Origin of the sequence: Micromonospora sp. CMU55-4, from assembly GCF_011602315.1 — a bacterium.
GTDB lineage: Bacteria > Actinomycetota > Actinomycetes > Mycobacteriales > Micromonosporaceae > Micromonospora > Micromonospora chalcea.
In genome coordinates this window covers 363,209-383,584 of the sequence record NZ_JAAOLH010000002.1, presented here as the reverse complement: position 1 = coordinate 383,584, position 20,376 = coordinate 363,209, and the positions used below count along the sequence as shown (strand labels likewise).

Below are 20,376 nucleotides of genomic sequence, written 5' to 3'. Positions count from 1 at the left end.
CCGTTCGGCGGGCCGCGCTCCGTCGTACCCTCGCACTGCTGGTGCCCGCGTTGGTCGCGGCGGCGGTGGCGGTGGTGCCGGCCGGAGCCACGGCCGCCACCGGAGGTCCGGCCGGCCTGGCCCGGGTGATCGAACCCGCCGATCCGGCCGGCGAGCCGACCGAACCGGTCCCCACCGCGGACCCGGGAACCAGCTCGCCCGCACCGCCGCCCACCGAGGCGCCGCCACCCCCGAGCACGCCTCCGCCGCCGGTCACCACCGCGCCGGCCCCGCCGGTCAGCAGCCCGCCCGTCGAACCGGCGCCGACCAGCGCGGCCCCGAACACCACCAGCGCGCCGCCGCCGGTCGTGCCGCCGGTCCAGCCCCCGCCGCCGCCCTCGGCCCAGCCGCCCGGCGGGCCGCTCGGGGTACGGGTGAACACCGAGGACGTGGTGCTCACGCCCGACTACTGGAACGCCGACAGCACGGTTGCCACGCTGCGGGTGACGGTGACGAACACCGGCGGCCGGGCGGAGCGGATCACGCTCGCCTACACGCTGCCGCCCGGGCTGACCGACGCGGGCACGCCGGGCTGCCAGCCGACCGGCGGCGCCAACCACAGCTGCGTCGGGTGGGACGCCGAGCCGGGCGCCCGGTTCAGCGCGACCATCCGGGTACGGGTCGACGGCGACGCCTGGCGGACCATGCCGCTGACCGGTTCCGTGCAGGTCACCGCCGTCGCGCCGGGGGTCAGCGGAGCGGCGTACGACGACGAGGGCTTCCCGGTGCTCTTCCCGCCCGGGCCGCCGGTGCCCGGGATCTCGCTGCGCGCCGACGAGGTGCTGTTCGACATCAGTGGCGCGCCCAGCACGCTCACCGTCCGGCTCGGCAACACCGGCGAGGTCGACGCCGCGGGCCGTGTCGAGGTGCTCCTGCCGGCCGGTGTGACTGCCGGCGACACCGGGAGCGGCTGCGCCGCGGTGACGCCCGACCGGACCCGGTGCGAGCTGGGCGTCCTGCCGGCCGGGCGGACCGCGACCCTGCGGCTGACGCTCGCCGCCTCGGCCGAGGCGCAGCGCCGTGCCCCGCTGGCCGGCGCGGTGATCGGCCGGCTGGACCCGCGCAGCGGGCGGGACCGGCAGGTGCAGATGAGCTTCCGGATCAGCGCCGCCGCGGCGGACGCCACCCCGCCGGTGGGCGTGCCGGGTCCGACCGCCTCGCAGGGCGTGCTCGCCGCCGGTGGCGGGCCGGCCGACGACGACGCCTCGACCCGGCGGACCGCGATCGCGCTGATCGCCGTGTCCGGCCTCCTGGTCGTGCTCGCGCTGACGCTGGCGACCCGCTCGCTGCGCCGCCGCAGTGACATCACGGTGCCGGAGCGGCCGGCAACCGACCGGTGATCATGAATACGTGGTGATCTGGGTTACGGACCCAGGTACTAAACGCTGCAAAGCGGGGCATACAGCGGCCCGAACCAGTCCCATACGTCGGACCTCGACCAAGGTGGCCCTAACGTGGCGACGTAGGCTCTGACGTGAGAATCGGAGCGGGCCGGGCCGGCAGGGGCGACGGCGCTCAGCGAAGCGAGGTGCGGGTGTGACCAAGCAGATCCGTCAACTGGACCGGGTGGTCATCCGGTTCGCCGGGGACTCCGGCGACGGCATGCAGCTCACCGGCGACCGGTTCACGTCGGAGACGGCGCAGCTGGGCAACGACATCTCCACGTTGCCCAACTTCCCGGCCGAGATCCGCGCCCCCGCCGGCACCCTCCCCGGCGTCTCCAGCTTCCAGGTGCACTTCGCCGACTACGACATCCTGACCCCGGGTGACGCGCCGAACGTGCTGGTGGCGATGAACCCGGCCGCGCTCAAGGCCAACCTGGCCGACCTGCCGCGCGGGGCGGACATCATCGTCAACACCGACGAGTTCACCCGGCGCAACCTGGCGAAGGTCGGCTACGCGACCAGCCCGCTGGACGACGACTCGCTCGACGGGTACGCGGTGCACCCGGTGGCGCTCACCTCGATGACGATCGGCGCGCTGGCCGAGCACGACGTCTCCAAGAAGGACGCCGAGCGCGCCAAGAACATGTTCGCGCTCGGGCTGCTGAGCTGGATGTACTCCCGCCCGTACGAGTCCACGCTGCGCTTCCTGGAGCGCAAGTTCGCGGCCCGCCCCGAGCTGGTGGCGGCGAACGTGGCCGCGTTCCGGGCCGGCTGGAACTTCGGCGAGACCACCGAGGACTTCTCCGTCCGGTACGAGGTCAAGCCGGCCAAGATGCTGCCCGGCACCTACCGGAACATCACCGGCAACGCGGCGCTGTCGCTGGGCCTGGTGGCCGCCGGGGTGCGCTCCGGGCTGCCGGTGTTCCTCGGCGCGTACCCGATCACGCCGGCCTCGGACATCCTGCACGAGCTGAGCAAGCACAAGAAGTTCGGCGTGGTCACCATGCAGGCCGAGGACGAGATCGCCGCGGTCGGTGCGGCGCTCGGCGCGTCGTACGGCGGCTCGCTCGGCGTCACCACGACGAGCGGTCCCGGTGTGGCGCTGAAGAGCGAGACGATCTCCCTCGCGGTGGCGCTGGAACTGCCGCTGGTCATCGTCGACGTGCAGCGGGCCGGACCGTCCACCGGCATGCCGACCAAGACCGAGCAGGCCGACCTGAACATGGCCCTGTACGGCCGGCACGGCGAGGCCCCGGTCGCGGTGATCGCGCCGAAGTCGCCGTCGGACTGCTTCCACGCGGCGCTGGAGGCGGCCCGGATCGCGCTGACCTACCGCACGCCGGTGATCCTGCTGTCGGACAACTACGTCGCCAACGGCTCCGAGCCGTGGCTGCTGCCGGACGTCGAGTCGCTGCCCGACCTGCGGGTCGAGTTCGCCACGAAGCCCAACGGCGAGGACGGCACCACCTTCCTGCCGTACCTGCGCGACCCGCAGACGCTGGCCCGCCCGTGGGCGGTGCCCGGCACGGCCGGTCTGGAGCACCGGATCGGCGGCCTGGAGAAGGCCGACAAGACCGGCGACATCTCGTACGACCCGGCCAACCACGACTTCATGGTGCGGACCCGCGCGGCCCGGATCGAGACCATCCCGGTGCCGGCCGTCGAGGTGGAGGACCCGGACGGCGACGCCCGGGTGCTGGTGCTGGGCTGGGGCTCCACGTACGGCCCGATCGGCGCGGCCTGCCGTGGCCTGCGCCAGCGCGGGCACTCGGTGGCCCAGGCGCACCTGCGGCACCTGGCCCCGATGCCGGCCAACCTCGGTGAGGTGCTGGCCCGGTACGACAAGGTGGTCGTGCCGGAGATGAACCTCGGCCAGCTCGCCCACGTGATCCGGGCGAAGTACCTGGTCGACGCGATCGGCTACAACCAGGTCCGCGGTCTGCCGTTCACCGCCGCCGAGCTGGAGACGATGCTGGAAGAGGTCCTGAAGAATGTCTGAGCCCGTCGCCCTCAAGCTCACCGCCAAGGACTTCAAGTCCGACCAGGAGGTGCGCTGGTGCCCCGGCTGCGGCGACTACGCCATCCTGGCGGCCGTGCAGGGCTTCATGCCGGAGCTGAACATCCCCCGGGAGAACATCGTCTTCGTCTCGGGCATCGGCTGCTCGTCGCGCTTCCCGTACTACATGAACACGTACGGGATGCACTCGATCCACGGGCGCGCCCCGGCGATCGCCACCGGCCTGTCGGTGTCCCGGCCGGACCTGTCGGTCTGGGTGGTCACCGGTGACGGCGACGCGCTCTCCATCGGCGGCAACCACCTGATCCACGCGCTGCGCCGCAACGTCAACCTGAAGATCCTGCTGTTCAACAACCGGATCTACGGGTTGACCAAGGGCCAGTACTCGCCGACTTCCGAGGTCGGCAAGATCACCAAGTCGACGCCGGTCGGTTCGGCGGACGCGCCGTTCAACCCGCTGTCGCTGGCGCTCGGCGCCGAGGCCACGTTCGTGGCCCGGACGATCGACTCGGACCGCAAGCACCTCCAGTCGGTGCTGCGGGCCGCCGCCCAGCACGAGGGCTCCGCGTTCGTGGAGATCTACCAGAACTGCAACATCTTCAACGACGGCGCGTTCGACACGCTGAAGGAGCCGGCCACCCGGGACGACTTCCTGATCCGGCTGGAGCACGGGCAGCCGATCACGTTCGGCAAGGACGGGCAGTTCTGCGTCGTCCACCCGCCGGGCGGCTTCGGCCTGGAGGTCCGGGAGACCGCGAACACGCCGGCCGAGGAGATCGTGGTGCACGACGCGGGCGTGGCCGACCCGGCGTACGCGTTCGCGCTGTCCCGGCTGCCCGGCCTGGATCTGAGCAACACCCCGATCGGCGTGTTCCGGTCGGTGGGCCGCCCCTCCTACGACAGCGTGGTGCAGGAGCAGGTCGCGGCCGCCAAGGCGAGCGTGGACAAGACCCCGGAGCAGCAGCTCGCCGCGCTGCTCGGCAGCGGCGACACTTGGACGATCCTCTGATCCGCCGCTGACGCGTCACGCGAGAGGGCGGGCCGTTCCCCCGTGGAGCGGCCCGCCCTCTCGCGTGTGACGCAGCCCGGTCAGGCGGCCGCCGAGGCGGGCACCCACAGGTCGTCGACGGCCCGCTCGGCCGCGGCGAGGCTCTGCTCGAACAGCGGGATCAGCTCGGCCATCGCCGGGTTGACCGGGGCCAGGGTCAGCTCGGCGCAGATGAACCGCGGCTCCAGGCCGGTCAGGGACAGGCCGTGCGGCAGCCACGGCTCGGCGTGGTCCCAGCCCTCGCGCGGGGTGCCCGGGCCGTACCCGCCGCCGCGGCTGACCAGGACGACGAACTGGCGGTCGCCGAGCAGCCCGGCGTTCGTCACCGGGTCGTAGGCGATGCCGGGGGCGATCAGGTGGTCGACCCAGGACTTCACGCTGCTGGGCGCGCCGTAGTTGTAGAGCGGGAGCCCGAGCAGGACCGTGTCGGCCTGCTTCACCTCGGCCACGACCTCCTCGGTCAGCCGCCAGGACGCCGCCTGATCGGGGGTGTGCTGATCCGGTGGCACCATGCGCGCGAGGCCGCTCGCGGTGTTCAGGTGCGGCAGCGGGTTCTGTCCCAGGTCCCGGTAGGTGACGGTGCCGTCCGGGTGGGCGGCGCGCCAGGCGGCGGCCGCGCGGGCGGTGAGCCGCCGGCTGATCGACCGCTCCCCGGTGATGCTGGAGTCGATGTGCAGCAGGTGTGCCATTGGTGATTCCTCCTCCGACGATCGTTCGTGTAGAACCAACTATTTATAGCAGGTCGATGTTCCTCGGAGCGCGTAAACTGGGTCACATGTCCGCCGCACCGGTCGAGGAGTCCGAGCGCCGCTCCGGGCCCCTGCTCGACCACCTGGCCCGGCGGATGCGGCTGCGCTCGGAGTCGGTGCTGGCCCCACTGGGCCTGCGCCCCCGCCACCTGGTGGCGCTCACCGTGCTGCGCGACTCCGGCGGCATCAGCCAGCAGGCGCTCGCCGGCACGCTCCAGCTCGACAGCACGAACGTGGTCGGGCTGCTCAACGACCTGGAGGCGGACGGCCTGGCCGAGCGCCGCCGCTCCCCGGAGGACCGCCGCCGGCACGAGGTACGCCTCACCGAGGCGGGCACGAAGCGACTGCGCGAGGCCGAGTGCGCGCTCGCCGGAGCCGAGGAGGAAGTTCTCGGCGCGCTGGCGCCCGGCGAGCGGGACCTGCTCTACGACCTGCTGCGACGGGCCACCCAGGGCCGGTCGTCGACCTGCGGCGAAGTGATGGCGGAGGGCGGCCCGGGCGCCTGCTGACCGCCGGCGCTCAGCGGAACCGGGTCAGAGCGCCGTGGTGGCCTGCGGCCGGTCGTCGCGGACGTGGACCAGCATGTCGCCGGTCTCGATCACCGCTCCGGCACGGTCGTTGAGCGTAACCACCTTGCCCCGGCGGACCAGCGCGATGACCAGCGACTCCAGCTCACGCGGAGAACGGCCCACCTCGTCGCGCTCGGCCGACCGCATCGCCAGCGCCATGCCCTGCCCCGGGGTGAGCAGGTCCTCCACCACGTCGATCAGGGGCGGGGCCGAGGTGGACAGGCCGAGCAGCCGCCCGGCCGTGGCCGACGAGACGATCACGTGGTGCGCGCCGCTCTGCTTGAGCAGCGGCGCGTTCTCCGCCTCGCGTACCGCCGCGATGATCCGCACCTGACCGGCGGTGAGCTGCCGGACCGTGAGCGCCACCAGCACCGAGGCGTCGTCGCTGTCGGTCGCGATGATGACCGACTTCGCGGTACGCACGTGCGCCTGCTCCAGCACCGACGAGCGGGTCGCCGAGCCCTCGATCGTCACCAGGCCGTTCGAGGTGGCCTGCCGAAGCGCCGGGCCACTGCGCTCGACCACCACGATCTTGGACTTGTCCGTGCCGTTCTCCAGCAGGGCGGAGACCGCGCTGCGGCCCTTGGTGCCGTAGCCGCAGATGATGACGTGGTCCTTCACGGTTCTCCTCCACCGCGACAGGCGACGCCCGGTGCGGTACTGCTCGGTCAGGACTTCCAGGGTGGTGCCGACCAGGATGATCAGGAAGAGCACCCGGGCGGGGGTGACGAACAGGACGTTCGCCAGTCGCGCCGACGAGCTGACCGGCGTGATGTCGCCGTACCCGGTGGTGGAGAGCGAGACCACCACGTAGTAGAAGCAGTCGAGCAGGCTCAGGCCGCTGTCGTCGACGTCGCGGTAGCCGTCGCGGTCGAGCCACACCACGAACACCGTGGCGAAGACCAGGCCGAGAGCGGCGAGCAGGCGCAGGCTCAGCGCGCTCAGCGGCCCTCGCCGCTGCGCGGGAAAATGGATCACCGTCGGTCCTGCTCCGCCACCTGCACGCCCACAAGATAACGGGTACGCGGGGACGCGGCCCGCCGGGTGACGATCGGAACCCGTCGGGGCCGCTGCCGGAGGCGTGGAGAGGGCATGATGGGTAAGTCCGGGGCGCCCGACCGCGAGGAGGCCGGTATGTCGTTGCTGCGACGGGTGATCGGTGGGGTGCTCCGGCGCATCCGCCTGCGCCAGGGCCGCACGCTGCGCGAGGTGGCCCAGGCCGCCGGCGTCTCCCTGCCCTACCTCTCCGAGGTCGAGCGCGGACGCAAGGAGGCCTCCTCCGAGGTGCTCGCCGCGATCTGCCGGGCGCTCGGGATCCACCTCGCCGACCTGCTCGAAGAAGCCCGTGACGAGCTGCGCCGCGAGCGGCCGACGCCGGTCGTCCCGGGAGTCTCGGCGGCCCGGTTCGACCGGGTGCCGGTCGCCCGCACCGGGCCACAGCTGCGGGTCGGCCCGCCCCGGCTGTCCGTCACGCGCCGTCCGGCCGTGTCGTCCCGGCCGCCCGTGTCCCGCCGGCCCGCCGTCTCGCTCCGGCCGCACGTCGCCCGTCGGCCGGTCACCGCCACGCCGCTGCTCGGCGGCACGCTGCGGCCCCTGGGCCCCGGGCCGGCGCCGCTCGGCGCGCCCCTCGGCGCCGCCACGCCGATCGGGTTCGGTGGCGGCATCCGGATCTGGCCGGCTCCCTCCGCCCCGACCGCCCGCCCCCGTCCGCGTACCTCCGTCACGCTGGCCCGGCGGCGGGCCCGCGCGGGCCGGCGGCGGCCGGTCGCCGCGTAGCTTCTGCCGAGGGCGGATCTGCCCCGGGCAGAAAGCCTGGGCCGCGACCGTGCGCCCGGCGGACGCTGGAGACCGCCGGGTTCCCGGGCGGTCCACCGCCCACCGGCGGTACGGAGGTGCGCGGTGATGGGTGGCATCTGGATGCTCGACGATCGGCAGGCGGTGTTCGACGACCGGGTCTTCGAGCGGTTGCTGAAGGAACGGATCATCTTCCTCGGCACCGAGGTCACCGAGGCGTCGGCGAATCAGATCTGCGCGCAGATCCTGCTCCTCGCGGCCGAGGACGCGGAGCGCGACATCTTCCTCTACATCAACTCGCCCGGCGGCTCGGTGAGCGCCGGCATGGCCATCTACGACACCATGCGGTACGTCAAGAACGACGTCGCGACGCTGGCGCTCGGGATCGCCGGCTCGATGGGGCAGTTCCTGCTCTGCGCCGGGACGGCCGGCAAGCGGTTCGCGCTGCCGCACACCCGGATCCTGATGCACCAGCCCTCCGGCGGGATGGGCGGCACAGCCTCCGACATCACCATCCAGGCCGAGAACATGCTGCACGTGAAGCGGACCATGCAGGAGCTCATCGCCCGGCACAGCGGGCGCACGCTGGAGGAGATCCAGCGCGACTGGGACCGGGACCGCTGGTTCACCGCCGAGGAGGCCCGCGAGTACGGCCTGATCGACCAGGTGCTCTCCCGCGTCGACCAGCTCGCCGGGTGAGCCGGGCGGCCCGGCCGGATCACCCGGCCGGGCCGCCGCTGACGTCACGGGTAGCTGATTACCTGGCTGGTGCCGTACGAGCCGACGACCGGGGTGCCGACGTCGTTTATCGTGCGCTCGATCCCGCCGCTGCCGTCGAGGAACACCGTGATGGCGTCGTGGAACCGCACCCCGGCCCGGCGCGGCGCCTCGATCCCCCTGTCACAGCGGATGTCCACGCCCTGGTTGAAGTACGAGTAGACGCCCAGTCCCCACGCCTCGTGCGTGCGGACGTGATCGGCCACCTTGTACGAGGCCCAGCCGTTGCCGGTCGGGCTGCGCCAGGCCGCCTGGCTCGGCGGGTCGTAGGGCAGCTCGCTCTGGTAGAACACGGTCCGGCCGCGCTCGCCGTTCCAGATCGTCTGCCAGCGCTGGTAGTGCTCGACGAAGAGCCCGTACGCGGTCACGTCGTCACCGTTGACGATCACGCCGGTGGCGGCGGTGTTCACGGTCCAGCCGATCGTGCCGGCCCGGCCGTGGTCGCCGCGCCAGGCCCAGATGTTGTCGATCAGCGTGTGCCGGCTATGCACCACCAGGCTGGTCACCGCCCGCCCGGCGTACGGGCCGCCGATGCGGAAGAAGACGTCCTGCAGCGAGATCGGGTTCGTGGCGTGCGACCGGTGGCAGTGCCGCGTACCGACCTCGACCAGCACCGGCGACTCGACCGGCCCGGCGTCCACCAGCACCCCGGCGATGCGGACCCCGTCCACGTCCTCGATCCGCAGCGCCGCGTCCCCGCGGTCCGGCACCAGGCTGGGCATGCCGAGGCCGAGCACGACGGTGTCCGGACGGCGTACCCGCAGGGCCCGGTCCAGGTGGTAGACGCCGGGGGTGAGCAGCAGGTGCCGGCCCCGGGCCAGTTCCGCGTTGATCCGCTTCGCCGAGTCGGTGGGCCGGGCCAGGAAGAACGCGGACAGCGGCAACGACGGCACCGGCGCGCCGCCGGTGGCCCAGGTGGTGCCGGCGGTGTTCCGGCGCAGACGCGGTACGGCGACCCGCCAGGCGCCCCGGGCGTCGACGAACAGGTACGGCTTCTCCCGGGTCACCGGGCTGGTCGGCAGCGTGGTGTACGGCGGGTCGGGGAAGCCCTGGGCGGGCGCGCCGATCACCCCGGAGAAGACCTGGTTCCACACGCCGTTGGTCCACTCGCCGCCGAGTTCGCTGTCGCGGGTGAGCCACTGCTGCTGGGAGCCGTTGATGGTGATGCCGTCCACCTTGGAGTCGGCGATGTAGCCGCCGCTGGAGTAGCCGCCGTTGCCGGGTTCCAGCCACAGCACACCCTTGACGTGCACCCGGCGCATCGGCGACGCCTGGGAGACGGCCCATTGGTTCGACCAGTCGGTCGGGGTGACCGCGAGGTTCTCCGCCGAGCGCCAGAAGTTGGTGAGCGCGGAGATGCCGGCGGGCGAGTTCGGGTCCGGCTGCCCGACCACCCGGACCGCGCCGTGGATCTCCACGTCGTCCGGGTGGGCGCCGAGACCGGCGACAGTCGTGTAGTAGCCGAGCCGGGCGTCCACCTCGTAGCGGCCGGGCTTGAACAGCACGGCGTACCTGTCGAAGCCCATCTCGTTGCGTTCCTGGGCGGTGAAGAGCCGGTCCAGCGTGGACTGGATCTCCTCGACCGGCGTGCCGGGGTCGTACACGAAGACGTTGGGGCCGAAGTCGGGCTCGCGTGCCGGGCGCGCGGCCGGGGACGCGGCGGCGGCGCCGGCCGGGAGGCCGAGGGCGGTGAGCGAGGCCGCGGAGGCGGTGAGCGTGAGGAAACGGCGGCGGGAGGGGTCGGGTGATCGCATCTGCCTGCCTGTTCGGTGATGGGACGGGAGAGCGCTCTCTCGGCTGTTCCTACCTCATCACCGTCGATACCGCCAGAGCCCGCCGGTTCCGGAACCGGCGGGCTCTGCGTCGCACGTCGGTCAGGCGCGCCCGGCGCGCTGCTTCACCAGGTCGTCGACGAGCCGCTCCACGTAGTCGGCGGTGTCCTCCCACCGGGTGACCGCGTGGCAGCGGATGTCCATGGCCTTGACCGGGTAGTCGTTGCCGCCCACGTCGAGCCGGTCGCCCACGAAGAGCACGTTGTCGATGGTCAGGTCCAGGTGCTCCAGCAGCTTCCGCATGCCGTACGCCTTGTCCACACCCTTGCGGGTGACGTCGATCGAGGTCGAGCCGCCGCCACGGACCTCCAGGTCGGGCAGCTTCGCCGCGACCGCGTCCCGCAGCCGCCGCTTCTTGTCGCCGTCCGGGTCCCAGCCGTACTTCTCCGCCGGCGGGGCGGACTGGCCCAGCGCGGAGAACGTGATCTGGCTGCCCCGGTCCTCGATGATGTCGCCCCAGGTCTTCGCCTCCCACAGACCCAGCGCCTGCGCCGACTCGGTGAGCGCGGTGATGACACGTGCCTTGTCGGCCTCGCTCAGATCCTCGGCGTAGACCTGCCGCCAGTCCCCGTCGGACCAGCGGTAGTACCGGGTACCGCAGGTGGGCATCAGGTGCAGCCGCTCGCGCTGCTGCTCGGTGAGGTCGAGGTGGGCCAGCACCTGCGACTGGAACTGCTCGAACCGACCACCGGAGATGATGAGTACGTCCACCTCGGTGAGCAGGTGGCCGAGCAGCTCCGCCATCCGACGATCGATCTGGGACTTGGAAATCGCCAGGGTGTCGTCCAGGTCGAACGCCACCACTCGAAGATCGTTCACGAATACCTCATGTCGTCGCGGACAGGCCAGAACTAGCAGGGTACCGACGCACCCTGGCGCCGACCTGGAGGGCCCGGACCGGAGGGCTCACCAGACCACGCGGCCCTCATGACGGAGCGTAACAGCGGCTCCGCAGCGGGTTCGGGCCTTCCGGAACCGGGCTCGACGGTGAAATGCGGTCGACAGCGTCCGGCGCCGATCGCCATGGTGAGCGGATGCGCCAGGACGAGATCTGGAACGCCGAGACCGCCGAGCGGTACGACACACCGGGCACGGGGATGTTCGCGCCGGAGGTGCTCGACCCGGCCGTGGACCGGCTCGCCGCGCTCGCCGGCGACGGGCCGGTGCTGGAGTTCGCCATCGGCACGGGCCGGGTGGCAGTCCCCCTGGCCGGACGCGGCGTGCGGGTCAGCGGCATCGAACTCTCCGTACCGATGGTGGAGCGACTGCGGACGAAGGCCGATGCGGCGACGATCCCGGTGGTGATCGGCGACATGGCCACCGCCACCTCACCCGGGGAGTACAGCCTGGTCTACCTCGTCTACAACACCATCTCCAACCTGCTCGAACAGGCCGAACAGGTGGCGTGCTTCCGCAACGCCGCCCGCCACCTCAAGCCCGGCGGCCGGTTCGTGATCGAGCTGGAGGTGCCGGAGCTGCGCGTACTGCCGCCCGGCCAGCGGGCGGCGGTCTTCGCTACCGAGCCCGGATACGTCGGCGTGGACACCTACGACGTGCTGCGGCAACACCTCGTCTCGCACCACTTCGAGTTCGGCGACGGCCGCGAGGCGCGCGTCTTCCGCAGCCCGCACCGCTACGTCTGGCCGTCCGAGCTGGACCTGATGGGCGAGCTGGCCGGCTTCACGCTGGAGCACCGGTACGCGGACTGGTCCGGCGCGGAGTTCACCGCCGACTCCCGCTCCCACGTATCGGTCTACCGGCTCCCGGCCTGACCGACGCACCTCGCGCCGCCCTGATTCATTGACTTCGATCGCTCGCCGTCGATAGCCTCGCGTCGACAATTACCTTCATCGATGGAGGCTGAGCGGTGAGATTCCTACGACTGCGCGAGGCGCTCGTCGCCCTCGTGGCGACCGCCCTGGTGACCGCCACGGCGGCAACGCCCGCCGCGGCCGCGCCCGGCAGCGACCTGTCCACGCTGGCGAGTTCGTCCACCTTCCCGCTGGCCGATCCGGACACGCTGCTGGCGAAGGACGGCTCCTACGTCACCTACGGCACCACAGTCGGCGCCGGCACCGGCGCGCGCTGCGGCGCGACCGGCAGACTGTACGTACCCGTCCTCGTCCACGGCTCCGGCAGCAGCGTCGGCATGGCCGACTGCGCCTCGCACGACGCGCTGCCGTCCGGCCCGGGCGCCTGGGCCGAGCCCGGCGGCGCGGTCTGGGCACCCGGCGTCGCCCGCTTCGGCAACCGGTTCTTCATGTTCTACACCGCCTCCCGCAAGGGCTCCGGCCAGAAGTGCATCGGACGGGCCGTCTCCGACAGCGCCCGCGGCCCCTTCCAGAACCAGGGCGAGTGGGCGTGCCCGGACGCCGGGCGGTGGGCACTCGATGCGAACCCCTTCGTGGCCGGCGGGAACCTGTACGTGACCTACCGGGACGACGCCATCGCCTCCGGCGCCGAGACCGGCATCTCCACGGTCCGCACCGACAGTGAGGGCCGCGCGATCTGGGACACCCGCCGGGACATGCTCAAGAGCACCGACATCACCTGGGACACCGCCAAGATCAGCGGCGGTACGCACGTGGTCGAGAACCCGGCGATGTGGAAGGCCGCCGACGGCGACTGGTACCTGATGCACTCGGGCAACAACTGGGACAGCGCGCGCTACTCCACCGGCATCGCCCGCTGCGGCGCGACTCCCCTGCCCGGCTCCCGCTGCACCCCCATCCGCGAAGGCGTGTCCCGGCCCTTCTTCGGCTACACCGGCAGCGCCGGACTCAACCCGATCCGCGGCCTGCCCGGCAACCACCAGGGCCCCGGCGGGATGGACGTCTTCGACGCCGCCGATGGCACCGCGCGCGTCGTGTGGCACTGGTGGAACGGCTCCACCCGCTTCCCGATGACCGGCGTCCTGACCCGCCCCTCCACCGGCTTCCTCGTCTCGTAGTCGGCGCGCTTGCCGACACGACTGCTCACCGTAAGCTTCGGGATGGTCACTTTCGGTAGAACTCGTTCACGGAAAATTGCATTTGGCAAGAGGTGGCACCGAAATTTTCTCGATGCGATGCATCTGCTTGTCAGGTACCCGACAGTGAATTGCCCGCTCTTGTGCTAGCTGTCCGGCGAGAGGATGCTCGAACCGTCGAACGGCACTGCGTCGCCTCACACGGAGGGCGGCGCCCGGCTGCCACCGGACGCCGCATTCGACTCCACCGCTGCAACGGAAGGAGTCACGTTGACTGTAATCCCTCACGGGTCAGACTTCGAGACACCAGAGGACGAGGACGAAACCGTTGCCGAGCCGACCGACCGGCACCGGCTCATCCTGGCGTACATCAAGACGCTCAGTCCGATCATCGCCGCCGTCGTCGCCTGCATCGGGACGCTGGTGGCAGCGCTGGTCCGCTGACCCGCCGGCCCCGCGCTCCGGCTCCGGCCGGACGCGGGGCCGTCCGCGTCACCGCCTCGTCGCCGGTTCGTCGTCCAATGTCGCCGGCGCGCCGCGTCGCGGCCACTGTCACCGGCGGGCTGCGTCGCCGTCCGGCAGCCGCCGGGACCTGACCTCCGCCAGGATCAGGACCGCCAGGAGCACCACGAACAGCCCTGCCGACCCGGCCACCAGGGGATTGACGTAACCGGGCACCAGGTCGGGGCCGCACGTGGTGTCGCGCAGCGGCCACATGCTCGACGACCCGTCAGCCGACGCGCCGATGCGGTGGCTGTAGCCTTCCGGCCGCCGCAGCATGCAAGCGTCATCGGGATCCAGGATCCCGAAGGTCGTCGCCGCCAACCCGCGACCGTAAGCGGCGGCCCCGGTGAACGCCGCACCGGCGGCCAGGAACCATCCCGCCCGCCTCAGCGCCCATGCCCTGCCCCGGAGGTGCGGGTCGCGACGGAGCGCCAACAGTGCGACCACCACGAACACGAGGGCAGCGGCCGCGAACACCGGCCAGGCCAGAGCGAGCAGCACAAGTGCGAAGAAGACGAGAAACATCGACGTGCAACCTACCGCTCCAGGCGTCGTCGTACCGGCCCCGATCACCTCGCCGGATGGTCAGCATGCGCAACTCTTGTCGCCGGGCTCGGACTTGACCGTGTGCGCATCGGCTATCTGGCCGCCCACCTCACCTGGCACCTCGCGACGGGCACTGTCACCTTGCTCGTTTGTGGCCCGGGAGAGTCGCCTACTCGCCGCTGGAACCCCGGGTGAGCACGTGAGCCGGGACGGCCGAACAGAGCGTGCCCCGCCGCCCCGGCCATGATCAGAACCGCGACGAACGGTCGGGAAATGAGTGAATGCAGGCACCGCCGGCAGGGTTTTCACCCGCTTCCGCACTGACCGGCAACGATTCCGAGACGGAGCCCCTTCGCGCGTCCTCTACACGGGTGGACGCTGCCGTCCCGTCGGGAACGAAGTGACGTACGGCAATCGCAACCGCACGTCCCGCGCCGGCCAACTCATGCAGCAGAACGCGTCAGCGGTCGGACGACATTCCACCAGCAACGGCTGAGGAGATCATCGGCTGAAGCGGGGATGGTTATAGATGGCCCGGCTGAGCAGACTCGCCGTATACGCGGTTACGCACAGTCTCCCGAAGGGTCCCATCAGTGAGCTACAGCGCTCCGCCGCCCCCCGGTTACCCAGCTACGCATTTGCAGCAGCCTCCGAAGAAGCGCCCCGTGCGGCTCATCATCGCAGCGGCCGTCGGCGGTGTCTTGGTGCTCTGCTGCGGCGGAGTGACCATCGCTGCGGCAGTCGGCGGTGGCGACTCACCCCCCGCAAGGAGCGCCGCCGCGGAGGCGACCGCTGCCGCGTCCGTCCCGGCAGAAAGCCCTACAGCAGCACCGTCGGTGGAGATCACCACCGCAGCACCCACTACCCCAACACCCACCACCGCAGCTCCTACGACAACAACACCGAAGCCGAAGCCGAAGGCCACCACCAAGGCGCCGACCGAGCCGAAGGTGTCCGTAGAGCAGGAGAACGCCATCAGGGCCGCCTCCGACTACCTGCAATATCAAGCGTTCTCCCGCTCCGGCCTGATCAAGCAGTTGGAGTTCGAGGGCTACCCGAGGAAGATCGCAACCCAGGCCGTGGATTCTCTGAAGGTTGACTACAAGAAACAGGCTGCCAAGATGGCGAAGGACTACCTCGACACCCAGCCGTTCTCTCGTTCGGGCCTGATCAAGCAGTTGGAATTCGAGGGGTACACGCACGCACAGGCCGTCTACGGTGTCGATCAGGTGATGTGAGAAGGGCATGCGGGTGCCTGTTGCGGCTTTGTCCATGGCGGGTGGCAGGCTCTGGCATGGCTCGCCGTGTCACCTACGGTCGACCGCAGACCATGTCAGTCGGTCGTAGGAGCGCCCCGCATCCGGCGCCTGCCTCGCGCCTCCGGCCAGTTCAAGGCCAGGTTCATCTAGTGGCGGCCGTTGGCGTCTGTGCGGAATTCGGGGTCAGCAAGGACGACCTGTTGCAGTTCTTCGAACGGGTCAGCGACGAGCGAGGGTGGCCGCTGCTGTCAGTCCCGCTCACACAACCGCGTTGCTGCAGCAGATCTCGGCGAGGCGATCGGGCACGCAAGCTCCGGAAGGCGGCACAGTGATCGTTGATCAAACACCTGACCTGGTGCCCCCGGCAGGATTCGAACCTGCGACACACGGTTTAGGAAACCGATGCTCTATCCCCTGAGCTACGAGGGCGCGAGTGCCCAGTCTAGCGGCCTGCCGGTTCACCCGGGGTGGCAGGGAGTGGCCCATCTGGGCCCGGTGACCGCGATGACCGTGACCACCACCCTCGTCGTGCAGGACCCCGTCGACGCCTACGAACTGTTCGCCCACGCCCGCACCACGCTCGGGCTGCCCCTGGACGGCCGATGGCACCTGGTCGACCACGGCCATGTCCACATGCTGCAGACTCTGCCCGGACAGGGCGCACCGGCCCTGGCTAGCGTGCACTTCTCCGTCGACGGCAGCCGGCACCCCGGCGAGCCCGACGCCGGGATCCCCGGCGGCTACGCCCTGCTCGCCTTCACCACCGACAGCGCTGACACCAACAGGACCCAGCGCCGGCACCGCGACCTCGCCGGCCAGACCGGCGCGTGGCTGACCCACCGACGGCTTCGCTGGACCTGGTCACACGCCGACGGGCCCTTCACGACCAACCACGCCGGCCCCATCCGCAGGGGCTTTAGTAACGATCTTGCGACCAGGGGCCAAATAGTTGATCTTTTTGGGGGTCTGCGCGGTCCCTGATCGCTGCCACGATGGTTGACCGCTGTGAGTCGATCTCCTCTGAGCATCGGCGAGCTGGTCGAGCACTGGACCCTTGTCCCTGCTGAGCTGGACCTGGTTGCGTCCAAGCATGGCGAGATACGGCCGGGTTCGCGCTGTTGCGGAGGTTCTACGACCGGTACGGCCGCTTCCCGCGAGGTTGGGCAGATCTGCGCCCGGAGGCGATGGACTTCGCCTCTCGCCAGGTCAAGGCGGAGCCGGGTTACTTGGCGTTCTACGGAGACCAGGGCCAGCGGATCCATCACACCCCCAATCGGCTAGATCAACCCGACAACGCACCCAGAATCCAATCCACGGATTCAGGCTAAGGTCCGGTCCGGCAGCGGAACAGGGGCGCAGGACCTGCGGCAGGGTGGGGCGAGCGCCCCACCCTGCCGTTGAACTCAGCCGATCTGCAGGGTCACGTCGTCCAGCACGAAGCTGGTCTGCAGGTAGGCGTCCTCGGTGCCGGTGAAGGTCAGCGTGACCGTCTGGCCGGCGTACGCGCCGAGGTTGACGGTGCGCTGCGTGTAGCCCGTGGCAGCGTTCATGTTGGACAGCGACGCCACGGTGGTGCCGTTGGCCTTGATCGTGAACACGTCGTAGGCGAGCGCCCAGTACTCGCTCGTGTCGATGTGCAGCCAGTAGGTCAGTACCGCACTGGTGCAGCCCGACGGGATGGTGACGGTCTGGCTGATGGCCTCGGTCGCGGTGTAGCCGTTTCCGCCGAGCCACGCGTACCGGGTGCCGCTGCGCGGCACCTGCCCGATAGAGGTGCCGATCACGCCGGTGGAGCCGGTCCACGGCGAGGTGCCGCTTTCGAAACCGCCGTTGAGGATCAGCTGGGCGGCGGTGCAGCCGCCCGGCCCGCCGGTCACGGTCAGCGTGTACGTGGTGCTGTGCGACACCGAACCCGCGCCGGTGATGGTGATGGTGTAGGTGCCGCCGGCCACCGACGAGCCGACCGCGATGGTGGCGGTCGACGAGCTGCCGGAGGTGACCGACGACGGGCTGAACGAGACCGTTACGCCCGTGGGGGCGCCGCTGGCGGTCAGGGTAACCGTCTGGGCGCTGCCCGAGGTGGTGGCGGTGCCGACGGTGGTCGTGGTGCTGGACCCCGCGTTCACGGTGCCCGACGCGGGGCTGGCCGAGATCGAGAAGTCGTTGGTCGGCGTCGAGGTGCCGACCGCCCGGTTCCACAGCGTGTAGGCGATGCCGTCGGCAGCCCGGTTCAGCGCGGTGGCGTCGATGTTGCTGAGGGTGTCGCACGAGGAGTGGTAGCAGGAGTCGTAGGACTGACCGGCCGTGCCGCCCCACTTCGACGCCTGGGCCGACGTCTTGGTGGCGCTGGCGCCCATCGCGTAACCGGAGGTCGGGATGCCCGCGTTCTGGAACGAGTAGTCGTCGGAACGGCCCTGGCCCTCGACGTTCTCCTCCGGCTGCAGGCTGAGGGAGTCCCAGTACGCCTTCATCGGCTGCGACGCGGTCGAGGTGATGTTGTTGATGAAGTAGCCGCCGTTCTTCGACGCGATCATGTCGAAGTTGTAGTAGGCCTTGATCGCCGTTCGCTGGGTACTGGTCAGCGAGTTGACGTAGAACTTGGAGCCGTTGAGGCCCTGTTCCTCGTCGGTCCACCAGCCGAAGCGGACCTTGTTCAGCATGGTCGGGTTCTGCGCGGCCAGCGCGAGGGCGACCTCGAGCAGCGCCGCCGAGCCGGAGCCGTTGTCGTTCATGCCCGGACCGGCCGAGACGCCGTCCAGGTGGGCGCCGAACATGTAGACGTTGCTCGCGTTACCGCCCGGCCACTCGGCGATCAGGTTCGGGCCTGCACCGCTGGTGCAGCCGGAGGTGCAGGGCTGCTCGGTGACGGTGAAGCCGGCGGCCTGCAGCTTGCCCTTGACGTACGCCACCGACTGCAGGTAGCCCTGGCCGGTCGAGCGGCGGGTGCCGCCGTTGTTGGTGGCGATGGTGCTGAGCTGTGTCAGGTGCGCCTGCACGTTGGCGACGTCGATGTCCGGCGCGGTGCCACCGGGGGTGCCGCCGTTGACCGTCAGCGTGTACTGGGCCGTGTGGGTGACCGACCCGGTGCCGGTCACGGTGATGGTGTACGTGCCCGCGGCCGCGCCGGACGTGGTCGCCACCGTCATCGTGGAGCTGCCGCCCGAGGTGACCGACGACGGGCTGAACGACACGGTGACCCCCGACGGGGCACCCGAGGAGGTCAGCGACACGGTCTGCGCGCTGCCGGAGACGGTGGCGGTGTTGACCGTCGCGGTCACCGAGGAGCCCGCGTTGACGCCGCCCGAGGTGGGGCTGATCGACATCGAGAAGTCGGTGCTGGTCGCGGTGCAGGTCGGGTCGCCGGTCTGGGCCGGGACCGCGACCGCGTTCCACGCGTCCTTGGTCCGGTTGAACAGGACGCACGAGGAGTCCAGGTTCTTCGCGGCGGTCAGGGTCGCGGTGCGGTACTTCTTGTGGGTCATGCCGGAGGTCTTGAGCAGCATGCCGCCGTAGAAGATCTTTCCGGCGGACTGGATGCCGACGCCGGTGACCGACGACGGGCCGCCCGAGCAGATGGGGCTGTTCGGCTTGCCGCCGCCCGGCGCGCTGCCCTCGGCGAGCAGGTAGAACCAGTGGTTGAGCGGGCCGGCGGCCGCGTGTACCTCGGTGTTCGGGATCGACGAGGAGTAGCAGTTCGGGTGGCCACCGACCAGCGAAGGGTTGTACATGTTGCGGATCGGGCCGCTGCCGACGAGGTCGATCTCCTCACCGACCAGGTAGTCCGGGTCGTCGTAGGTGGCGGACTGGTTGGCGTATGCCTCGGTCAGGGCGCCGAAGATGTCGCCGGTGGCTTCGCCGAGGCCGGCTTCGGAGCTGGTGCCGCCGGGGGTGTTCTGGTCGAGGCCGTGGCCGAACTCGTGGCCGACCACGTCCATCGACGAGATCCAGTTGCCTGCCGAGTTCTTGCCGATCGTGATCGTGGAGCCGTCCCAGTAGGCGTTCTGCTCGTTCAGGCCGACCTTGATCGGCCAGCTGCCACCGTTGCCGTTGTGCCCGTTGCGGCCCAGCCAGGCCGACAGCATGTCCCATTCCTTCTGCGCCGAGTACAGTGCGTCGACGCAGCCGGTCTCCTTGCTGGTGCCCACCCCGTTGCCCCAGCTGTCGTCCGCGCCGGAGAAGACGGTACTGGTGCTGTAGTCCTGGCAGTTCAGGCCGGTGCGCGTGGTGTCGCGCAGGTAGTACGTGCTGCCCGACTGCGACGTGGTGATCGACAACGGGCTGGGCCCGTTCCACTTGCCGGTGCCGGAACCGGCCGCGGCGTCCTCCTGCTTGGCCAGCACCTGGCCGGTGCGCGCGTCCACGAAGACATGCAGGTGGCTGGGCGCCGAGGCGGTGCGCCCGGCGACGACGACCTCCCACGCGAGGCGGGCGGTGCTGTCCTTGACGTGCACCACCAGGGTGCGCGACTCGACCCGGTCGACCTTCGCGAGCAGGCTCTTGGCGGTCTGCTCGGCACGGTCGACGGCGACCGTCGGCACCACCGACACGTTGATCTTCGTCTTGGTGGCGGCCGAGATCGCCCGGATCGCGCCCCGGCCGTCGGCGAGTACGGCGGCGTCGCCGCCGACCACCGGCAGGCCCCGGTAGGTGCGCTCGTAGGCAATGGAGAACAGGCCGTCCACCCACGGGATCACCATGCGACGGTCGTACTGCTCGAAGGGGCCTTTCGCCAGCGCGTCGTGACCGCCGTCGGCAGCGCGGTCGGCTGCAGAGATCGCCAGCGACAGCGGGCTCTGCGCAACCGTGGGTGTAGGGGGCGGGGTGGCTGCGGTCGACTGGGTGGCCACCCCGGTCACGGTGCCCAGGGTAAGCGCAACCGCGACAGCGGC

Annotated in this window: 17 protein-coding genes and 1 tRNA gene; 11 read left to right on the top strand and 7 right to left on the bottom strand. The window is 70.8% G+C overall.

What is annotated here, in order from left to right:
- Nucleotides 1–41 precede the first annotated feature (41 nt).
- The 3 genes from HA073_RS05005 to HA073_RS04995 all read left to right on the top strand — a co-directional run bounded on the left by HA073_RS05005 (nt 42) and on the right by HA073_RS04995 (nt 4,450).
- Nucleotides 42–1,379, top strand: a complete 1,338-nt coding sequence (locus tag HA073_RS05005) for a hypothetical protein (protein WP_281605179.1) — start codon at nt 42–44, stop codon at nt 1,377–1,379.
- A 196-nt stretch (nt 1,380–1,575) separates the two neighbouring features.
- Nucleotides 1,576–3,423, top strand: coding sequence for a 2-oxoacid:acceptor oxidoreductase subunit alpha (locus HA073_RS05000; protein WP_113972096.1), 1,848 nt, complete (start codon nt 1,576–1,578; stop codon nt 3,421–3,423).
- Nucleotides 3,416–4,450: a 2-oxoacid:ferredoxin oxidoreductase subunit beta gene (locus HA073_RS04995; RefSeq protein ID WP_043326944.1), complete on the top strand. Its 1,035-nt coding sequence runs from the start codon at nt 3,416–3,418 to the stop codon at nt 4,448–4,450. The genes HA073_RS05000 and HA073_RS04995 overlap by 8 nt, the downstream gene beginning before the upstream one ends.
- 80 nt (nt 4,451–4,530) lie before the next feature.
- Here HA073_RS04995 and HA073_RS04990 read toward each other — a convergent pair whose 3' ends face one another.
- On the bottom strand, nt 4,531–5,178 hold the full coding sequence (locus HA073_RS04990; RefSeq protein ID WP_104115126.1) for an FMN-dependent NADH-azoreductase: 648 nt from the start codon (nt 5,176–5,178) through the stop codon (nt 4,531–4,533).
- Nucleotides 5,179–5,264: 86 nt separating this feature from the next.
- Here HA073_RS04990 and HA073_RS04985 point away from each other — a divergent pair, with 86 nt between their 5' ends.
- Nucleotides 5,265–5,747: a MarR family winged helix-turn-helix transcriptional regulator gene (locus tag HA073_RS04985; RefSeq protein ID WP_174536704.1), complete on the top strand. Its 483-nt coding sequence runs from the start codon at nt 5,265–5,267 to the stop codon at nt 5,745–5,747.
- A gap of 24 nt (nt 5,748–5,771) precedes the next feature.
- Here HA073_RS04985 and HA073_RS04980 read toward each other — a convergent pair whose 3' ends face one another.
- Nucleotides 5,772–6,785: a TrkA family potassium uptake protein gene (locus HA073_RS04980; protein WP_043326951.1), complete on the bottom strand. Its 1,014-nt coding sequence runs from the start codon at nt 6,783–6,785 to the stop codon at nt 5,772–5,774.
- 156 nt (nt 6,786–6,941) lie between these two features.
- Here HA073_RS04980 and HA073_RS04975 point away from each other — a divergent pair, with 156 nt between their 5' ends.
- Together HA073_RS04975 and HA073_RS04970 are read left to right on the top strand one after the other, a co-directional pair.
- A complete protein-coding gene (locus HA073_RS04975) occupies nt 6,942–7,583 on the top strand; it encodes a helix-turn-helix domain-containing protein (protein ID WP_043330676.1) in 642 nt (213 codons plus the stop codon).
- Nucleotides 7,584–7,709: 126 nt separating this feature from the next.
- Complete coding sequence (locus HA073_RS04970; protein WP_043326952.1) at nt 7,710–8,300, top strand: ClpP family protease; 591 nt, start codon at nt 7,710–7,712, stop codon at nt 8,298–8,300.
- Between the two features lie 44 nt (nt 8,301–8,344).
- Here HA073_RS04970 and HA073_RS04965 read toward each other — a convergent pair whose 3' ends face one another.
- Nucleotides 8,345–10,132: an adenylyl cyclase gene (locus HA073_RS04965; protein WP_166455789.1), complete on the bottom strand. Its 1,788-nt coding sequence runs from the start codon at nt 10,130–10,132 to the stop codon at nt 8,345–8,347.
- Between the two features lie 120 nt (nt 10,133–10,252).
- Nucleotides 10,253–11,029, bottom strand: coding sequence for an HAD-IIB family hydrolase (locus HA073_RS04960; RefSeq protein ID WP_166455788.1), 777 nt, complete (start codon nt 11,027–11,029; stop codon nt 10,253–10,255).
- A 215-nt stretch (nt 11,030–11,244) separates the two neighbouring features.
- Between HA073_RS04960 and HA073_RS04955 the strand changes: the two genes are divergently transcribed.
- The 3 genes from HA073_RS04955 (at nt 11,245) to HA073_RS04945 (ending at nt 13,622) form a co-directional block, all read left to right on the top strand.
- The gene (locus HA073_RS04955) at nt 11,245–11,982 is read left to right on the top strand and encodes a bifunctional 2-polyprenyl-6-hydroxyphenol methylase/3-demethylubiquinol 3-O-methyltransferase UbiG (protein ID WP_166455787.1); all 738 of its coding nucleotides are present in this window, start codon (nt 11,245–11,247) and stop codon (nt 11,980–11,982) included.
- Between the two features lie 95 nt (nt 11,983–12,077).
- Nucleotides 12,078–13,160, top strand: coding sequence for a family 43 glycosylhydrolase (locus HA073_RS04950; protein WP_166455786.1), 1,083 nt, complete (start codon nt 12,078–12,080; stop codon nt 13,158–13,160).
- Nucleotides 13,161–13,448: 288 nt separating this feature from the next.
- A complete protein-coding gene (locus HA073_RS04945) occupies nt 13,449–13,622 on the top strand; it encodes a hypothetical protein (protein ID WP_013283846.1) in 174 nt (57 codons plus the stop codon).
- Nucleotides 13,623–13,730: 108 nt separating this feature from the next.
- Here the strand turns inward: HA073_RS04945 and HA073_RS04940 are convergent, their stop codons facing one another.
- On the bottom strand, nt 13,731–14,207 hold the full coding sequence (locus HA073_RS04940; protein WP_043326959.1) for a hypothetical protein: 477 nt from the start codon (nt 14,205–14,207) through the stop codon (nt 13,731–13,733).
- Between the two features lie 686 nt (nt 14,208–14,893).
- Here HA073_RS04940 and HA073_RS04935 point away from each other — a divergent pair.
- The gene (locus HA073_RS04935; protein ID WP_198033303.1) at nt 14,894–15,466 is read left to right on the top strand and encodes an Ltp family lipoprotein; all 573 of its coding nucleotides are present in this window, start codon (nt 14,894–14,896) and stop codon (nt 15,464–15,466) included.
- Nucleotides 15,467–15,840: 374 nt separating this feature from the next.
- Here HA073_RS04935 and HA073_RS04930 read toward each other — a convergent pair.
- Nucleotides 15,841–15,916, bottom strand: a tRNA-Arg gene (locus HA073_RS04930).
- 75 nt (nt 15,917–15,991) lie between these two features.
- Here HA073_RS04930 and HA073_RS04925 point away from each other — a divergent pair.
- A complete protein-coding gene (locus tag HA073_RS04925; protein WP_147265123.1) occupies nt 15,992–16,468 on the top strand; it encodes a hypothetical protein in 477 nt (158 codons plus the stop codon).
- 422 nt (nt 16,469–16,890) lie between these two features.
- Here the strand turns inward: HA073_RS04925 and HA073_RS31085 are convergent, their stop codons facing one another.
- Nucleotides 16,891–20,343 (bottom strand): M28 family peptidase, encoded by a 3,453-nt coding sequence (locus HA073_RS31085; protein ID WP_375336220.1) that lies wholly within the window; start codon nt 20,341–20,343, stop codon nt 16,891–16,893.
- Nucleotides 20,344–20,376 lie beyond the last annotated feature (33 nt).

Coding starts and splice junctions, on each gene's coding strand:
- HA073_RS04995 (WP_043326944.1), top strand. CDS start 3,416: ATGTCTGAGCCCGTCGCCCTCAAGCTCACCGCCAAGGACTTCAAGTCC.
- HA073_RS04990 (WP_104115126.1), bottom strand. CDS start 5,178: ATGGCACACCTGCTGCACATCGACTCCAGCATCACCGGGGAGCGGTCG.
- HA073_RS04985 (WP_174536704.1), top strand. CDS start 5,265: ATGTCCGCCGCACCGGTCGAGGAGTCCGAGCGCCGCTCCGGGCCCCTG.
- HA073_RS04975 (WP_043330676.1), top strand. CDS start 6,942: ATGTCGTTGCTGCGACGGGTGATCGGTGGGGTGCTCCGGCGCATCCGC.
- HA073_RS04970 (WP_043326952.1), top strand. CDS start 7,710: ATGGGTGGCATCTGGATGCTCGACGATCGGCAGGCGGTGTTCGACGAC.
- HA073_RS04965 (WP_166455789.1), bottom strand. CDS start 10,132: ATGCGATCACCCGACCCCTCCCGCCGCCGTTTCCTCACGCTCACCGCC.
- HA073_RS04955 (WP_166455787.1), top strand. CDS start 11,245: ATGCGCCAGGACGAGATCTGGAACGCCGAGACCGCCGAGCGGTACGAC.
- HA073_RS04940 (WP_043326959.1), bottom strand. CDS start 14,207: ATGTTTCTCGTCTTCTTCGCACTTGTGCTGCTCGCTCTGGCCTGGCCG.
- HA073_RS04925 (WP_147265123.1), top strand. CDS start 15,992: ATGACCGTGACCACCACCCTCGTCGTGCAGGACCCCGTCGACGCCTAC.